At 40.4% G+C, this 4,696-nt stretch carries 6 protein-coding genes; 2 read left to right on the top strand and 4 right to left on the bottom strand.

The window, feature by feature from the left end; translation table 11 throughout:
• Nucleotides 1-790: MarR family transcriptional regulator (locus LC653_RS44780; protein WP_229501670.1), on the bottom strand; the 790-nt coding region annotated here is incomplete at its 3' end.
• A gap of 282 nt (nt 791-1,072) precedes the next feature.
• On the opposite strand from LC653_RS44780, the gene LC653_RS44775 reads away from it, so the two are divergent.
• Nucleotides 1,073-1,447 carry a hypothetical protein gene (locus LC653_RS44775; RefSeq protein ID WP_069069515.1) on the top strand — a complete coding sequence of 125 codons (375 nt, stop codon included), beginning with the start codon at nt 1,073-1,075 and terminating at the stop codon, nt 1,445-1,447.
• Between the two features lie 108 nt (nt 1,448-1,555).
• Here LC653_RS44775 and LC653_RS44770 read toward each other — a convergent pair whose 3' ends face one another.
• A complete protein-coding gene (locus tag LC653_RS44770; protein ID WP_229501669.1) occupies nt 1,556-2,014 on the bottom strand; it encodes a carboxysome distribution maintenance protein McdB in 459 nt (152 codons plus the stop codon).
• Entirely contained in the window at nt 2,007-2,771 is a 765-nt protein-coding gene (locus tag LC653_RS44765; RefSeq protein ID WP_229501668.1) for a ParA family protein, read from the bottom strand. Before LC653_RS44765 ends, LC653_RS44770 begins: the two co-directional genes overlap by 8 nt.
• A gap of 585 nt (nt 2,772-3,356) precedes the next feature.
• Here LC653_RS44765 and LC653_RS44760 point away from each other — a divergent pair.
• Nucleotides 3,357-4,310 (top strand): ParM/StbA family protein, encoded by a 954-nt coding sequence (locus tag LC653_RS44760; protein ID WP_229501667.1) that lies wholly within the window; start codon nt 3,357-3,359, stop codon nt 4,308-4,310.
• Here the strand turns inward: LC653_RS44760 and LC653_RS44755 are convergent.
• Nucleotides 4,243-4,696, bottom strand: a 454-nt coding sequence (locus tag LC653_RS44755; RefSeq protein ID WP_229501666.1) for an AAA family ATPase, incomplete at its 5' end; no start/stop codon positions are given. The two genes, LC653_RS44760 and LC653_RS44755, sit on opposite strands and share 68 nt — an antisense overlap.

The following is a 4,696-nucleotide window of genomic DNA, read 5'->3' as shown; positions in this document are numbered from 1 at the left end:
CTCGAGCATTTTTTGTTTCAGTTTTTTTGGCTTGTACCTGTTTTGAAGCCAGATATTTTTCGTAATAAACTTCCCAGCGATTCCTTCCGGCTTTGTTCTTGTGAGCTAACCAAGCCTCAATGTCATTTACTGGCTGGCTAAGATTTTTGGTTTTTTCCTCACAAAATTCTAGAAAATTCGCTCGCTCGTCTTCTGAGAGAGTCTTTATAAGGTCTAAATAATTCTTATTGATCTTAGGGTTTTGAAATTCTCTCTCCACAAGACTTTCAGCCTCTGCGTGGTGCGTGGCGATCGCGCATGGTGCGTCACGATCCATCGTGGTGCGTGGTGATCCAGCGTGGTGCGTGGCGATCGCGCTCGGTGCGTCATTACACCTTGGGTGCATGATCACACCATCGGTGTCTTCACACACCATTGGTGCGTCATCACACCTTGGGTGCATCATTACACCATCGGTGTCTTCAATAAATTCAGGTGTGTCATTGCACCATAATCCCTTTGGTTTCACCTTGGTTCTGACTTGCAATAGCTCTAGATCAATGAATCCCTTTGCGTCTAATTCCTTAAGAGCGCGGCTTACAGTTTGCCTGTGGACTATCCGCTCTGGTGCTGACAGCTGACGAGCTACCTCAGCGGCATTGATGTCAATCCCTTGGTTATAAGGGTCAATGGTTCGGATGTAGTATAGGACATCCCTCTGTGCTGGTGTGAGTTCACGGCAGGCTTTCAGCCATTCTTCATGCTTAAGTGGATAGAAACGTCCCTGAATTTTTGAATTTGGTTGTGTCACAATTTTGCTAATACAAATGAAAAGATAAAATTTCACCTCGATCCGTTGGGATAGAGACTAATTTTTTAGGTGTCCATCATTAACACTTAGTCAACGAATTTTTATATTCAATCGCGACAAGGTATTTATTTGATGGCTATGCTAGTAATGTGAAGTTAAAGATATGTCTGGGAAAAAGCACTCCTAGCAAGAGTTTGGTAAGATTAGGGTATACATCATCGTTGTCGTTTAATCAAACATCAAATAGTATAACCGTTAAACTTAAGTATAATTAGCAAAGCAATGCAAAGTTTTGTATCAGAAAAAACACAAAGTTATCAGCAGTTATTCGATGAGATGATGAATCGCTTCAATTTGGAAGCGAAGAAAACTGCTGAACAGGCTAAAGTGTCAGAAGTAATGTTATCCCGCTTTCGTCGCGGGAAGGCGGATCTAGGAGCATCAAAACTAATAGCGCTACTTTTGGCTATTCCGGTAGAAGCTAGGGTGTGGTATTTATCTGAGTTATTTGGTCAGAGGCCAGGAATTAGCCTGCGATCGCTAATTGCTGAAGCACCTCCAGAAGAACAGGCTGAAGTTTTACGACTAATTGCTGATATTTTTGTGAATAACAGCCGTGAGGCTACAGAACCAGTGCAGTTCCTTAAAGCTTTATAACTCACCATTGGCAATAGAATTTGACTAAAACTCGTAAGTGTAGTTTCCTGCACTCTCACGGACATTTGTGCAATTACCTTAACCTCTCACGGATAGATTAGGGTTAACTTAATCGTTAACGTTGATTTTCTTAGCCAATGTCTGAAATTTGCGTTGTTCACCAGCTTGTTTACGCTGTTGATAACGTTTTCTAGCTTGGTTTAGTACCTCTTGCAATAATTCCTCATTTTCTGAGCAGACGATAAATGCAGCTTCTAGGAAAGTATCTCTAGTAATTTTATTTACATTGCAAAACGTATCTAGCTTGGTATCAATGTCCTGTTCTAACCTGATTGTTCGCCTGATGATCTGGGTTAACTCTAACTGCTGTTCTTGATTAGAAGTGCTTACCTTATCGTTTATTACTTCCTCACTATCTAAATCCGGTTTTGGTTTCTCAGATAAATGACTAAATTCAGTAATTTGGTCATTTAGTAAGTTATCATGTTGTACTTTTACAAGTGTTGTATCCCGTGCTGGAACACTTGGACGTGTCTTTTTCTTAAGGCGCTCAAAAACATCAGACATTCTTTTGTAACCTCTCGATAATTTGTTGGAAGGGAGTTTCGAGTTGTTCAAAGCCTAGAGAGGACAAACTTACACCTTTATCTATGGCCTTTTTAAATTGTTCAGATTCTAAAATTGAAGGTAAAACGACTATTTCTTCGGCAATTGTTCGCATTGCACTGATACTCGCCTTACTTTGTGCGACTTGGTTATTACCTACCCATTTATCTCTGAATGGCAAGATGCCAAGCACTATCCCTGAAAAAGCATCAATTTCTTGAAGTTCCTCAACTAAACTCAGAGTTCGGATGAGAGAATTTACACCTTTGGATGATGCTTCTACAGGAATGATGATATGGTCAGCTGCCCCCAACGATGTAAGGCAGATTTGCGATCGCTGAGGTGGCGCATCAACAATGCAGTATTGGAATAAATCTGATACCTCTTTTAAGCGTTTGCTCAAAACAATAGCTCCCATACCGCTCCCGGACAAAAATTCTTGAGCATTATCTAATCCATCATCAGCAGGAATTAACCATAGGTTTTCTCCGATTTCGTAAATACCGTCTTCAGTATTGATCTGTTTTTTGAGAACTTCTAGAAGCGTGGGTTGATTCTGCTGAACTTCGTGCCCCAGGTAAAAAGTTAGGTTCGCTTGGGGATCGGCATCAATCATCAGTACACGCTGTCCTGTTTGAGCAAGCATTCTACCCAACAAGATTGCAACAGTTGTTTTTCCCTGGGCACCGGACAAGGATGCACAAGTAAGAATTAACATTTTACTGACTACCAGCAGCATTGTGTAAATTAGTCAATATCATAATGCATAATGTTGTTTTTAAATTATTTAGTCATTATGTAATTTAGTCATTTACAAATGACTAAATTGTAATTAACGCTATTTAGTCATTTCTTTAGCTCTCAAAAAGTCCTACTCTTCGAGAAGATAGTTGTAAAAATAGATTTTTGTCCCGTTTAGTTGTTGCTGATTTTAGTCAAGACTGAATTTCGTCATTCAAAAATAACTAAATTGCATAATAGTGCAATCTAGTAAACCAGTTTTATTTTATTCAGAAAATAAAACTTCATAAATGCTCATGGGGGCTTTATAGGAGCTATATGTACCCCAAAGATGATTCAGGACTTCGATGAATATTTGACGCCTGTATAGGGTATATATGGGTGTTTTGTGGGGTATATTTGACTATTGGACACTTTATGCCCCACTTAGCCCCCAAGGGGGTATGATAAGCTCTTGAGGCTGGAGAAAAAAGAGGTAGTCATTTTATTCTTCTCTCCTCTGCTCCCCCATATCTCCTCATCTGATAACTTTTACAAATTGAACCGTATTACCTTTCCCCCAATGCCGAACATTCATACCTTACAAAAAATTTTTCCTGCTGGCTTTGATAACGGTTATGGAAGCCTAAAACTTTTAGTCGATGGCTTTAAAGTAGTTCGTGTCCCCAGCTATATAACCAATGCCGAGATGAAAGATGTACCCGGACGAGTAGTTTTTAATGGTACTGCTTACACTGTTGGAGAATCAGCCTTCCGCACAGGTTATCATTTTGACCGGAATACAGACAACAATGAAAATAAAGTCAATAATGCGTTGTTGACATTATTCGGTGCGTTGGCACATCTGCCACACCGTAAGGCTTGGCACTTAAAATTAGTTGTCAGCTTACATGATGTTGGTCTGGCTGAAGAATTGCAAAAAGTACTAAATGGAGAATATCAGCCGATACTTGCTGGTAAACAATCAGAGGTGAAAGTAGAAGTGCTGAAAGTTGTGCTAGAGGGAATGGGTGCATTATTTGGGCATCAACTGCCGAAAAAATTAACCATTTTAGACTTTGGCAATGGAACGACTCTGTATTCTCGTTACAACCAGGGGAAACGAGAAGTTCACACCGCCTATCCCATCGGTGTAGAAGTTCTCATCGATGATATCTCCCAAAAAATGAAACATCTAAATGGGGGAAAAATCGGGGATGCCTCCAAGATCCGGTTTTGTTTGGAAATGGGACATACCAAGTACAGCCGTGACATCGATATCAAAGATATATACAGTGCTTGTTTGAAAGATTGGTATGAAAAATACTTGAAGAAAGTGGTGAATTTGACACTTGATGCCAAGCACCAAGGGGATGAAATCTGGGCTATAGGTGGAGGTTGCCTCTTACCTGGATTTAAGAAGCTCTTAGAAAAGAACGGTTTCAAAATTCTGGATAATCCAGTGGAAGCTAATGTTTTTGGGCTTCTAGAAAGCTCCAAGGTGAGTGATTATCTTGAAATACTGGAAAATACTTAGCTAGATGTAGATTGAAAACTTCATATCTTGCCCCTTCATGGGGTAAATCCACAAAAAAGATATCATCAAAGCGACGCACTAATTCCGCAGGTAGCATTGACAAGCGATTGACAGTAGCAATGGTATAAACTGGCTCTTGATGCTCTTGCATCCAAGTAAGTAAAGTAGCAGATAAACGCCGTGCCACACCTCCATCTGCATTGGAATCCCAGCCAGCAAAGCCTTTATCAAAGTCATCCCAGTAGAGTACACAGGGAGAAAGGGAAGTCACCAAAGCAATAAACTCCTTTAATGCTCTGTCGGGATGACGATCGCCCAGTAGTACACCCCAATTAGCTGCTAACAATGGCAATCCCATTTTCTTAGCTGCTAACTTGGCAGAGAGA

The organism is Nostoc mirabile CHAB5784 (assembly GCF_020829645.1).
GTDB classification, from domain to species: Bacteria; Cyanobacteriota; Cyanobacteriia; order Cyanobacteriales; family Nostocaceae; genus Nostoc; species Nostoc mirabile.
Note: the sequence above shows the minus strand (reverse complement) of the source record. Positions and strands in the feature narration are given on the sequence as shown.